This is a genomic window from Massilia sp. YIM B02769, from assembly GCF_030411995.1.
Taxonomy (GTDB): Bacteria; Pseudomonadota; Gammaproteobacteria; order Burkholderiales; family Burkholderiaceae_D; genus Telluria.
Map to the genome: position 1 here is coordinate 1 of NZ_JASNRC010000044.1, position 1,047 is coordinate 1,047.

Sequence of the window (1,047 nt, forward strand, 5' to 3'; positions counted from 1 at the left end):
GGCTTTGTTGCACAAATCAGGCTCGCCCAGCGTAGAACCTGTAGGTCTGGTAGCCTGAACGAATGAAACCAGCTCCACAGAAGTACCGCACGACCAATTGGAAGACGTACAACGAAGCGCTGAAGTCACGCGGTTCGCTGCTCATCTGGCTTGATCCGAAGATGAACTGGCATGGCCAGCCCAGTGGCAAGCGTGGCCGCAATCAGATGTTCAGCGACGAGGCGATCCAGTTCTGCCTGAGTATCAAATGCCTGTTCAATTTGCCGCTGCGTCAGGCCATGGGGATGACGCAAAGCCTGCTGCACCTGGCTGGACTTGACTGGCAGGTACCGGACTAGAGCACGGTAAGCCGTCGGCAGAAGACGCTGCAAGTGGCCATTGGCGCCGTCCCGACCACGACCGGCTTGCATCTGCTGGTCGATAGCACCGGCATCAAGATGCTGGGCGAAGGCGAGTGGAAGACGAAAAAGCATGGCGCGGAGTATCGTCGCCAATGGCGCAAGGTGCATCTTGGAATCGACGCGTCCACGCTCGAGATCCGGGCGATGGAGGTGACCGACAACAGCATCGGCGACGCACCTGTTCTGCCAGCGCTGCTCGATCAGATTCCCGTCGAGGAGAAGATTGCCAGCGTCAGCGGCGACGGTGCTTACGACACGAAGGACTGCCATGAGGCGATTGCTTTGCGCGCCGCGCATGCCATCATCCCAACGCGCAAGAACGCCAAACCGTGGAAGACAACTCGCCGCGGTGCGGATGCACGCAACGATATTCTGCATACGACGCGCAGATTGGGCCGGGCGATTTGGAAAAAGTGGAGCGGTTATCATCGGCGCAGTCTTGTCGAAACAAAAATGCGCTGCTTCAAGCTGCTGGGAGAACGCGTCATGGCACGCGACTTCGACCGTCAAGTCGCCGAACTACAGGTGCGAGCGGCTGTGCTGAACCACTTCACTCGGCTGGGTACGCCGATTACGATCCCAGTGTTATAAAACGAGCCACAAATAGCGTCAGCTCGGCCTTCGCCCGATTTGCTCAACAAAGCCC

The 1,047-nt window shown here is 58.4% G+C and carries 1 pseudogene; it reads left to right on the forward strand.

From position 1 onward, the window contains the following. Nucleotides 1-62: 62 nt before the first annotated feature. A pseudogene (locus tag QPK31_RS26105) lies at nt 63-992 on the forward strand (IS5 family transposase). Nucleotides 993-1,047 lie beyond the last annotated feature (55 nt).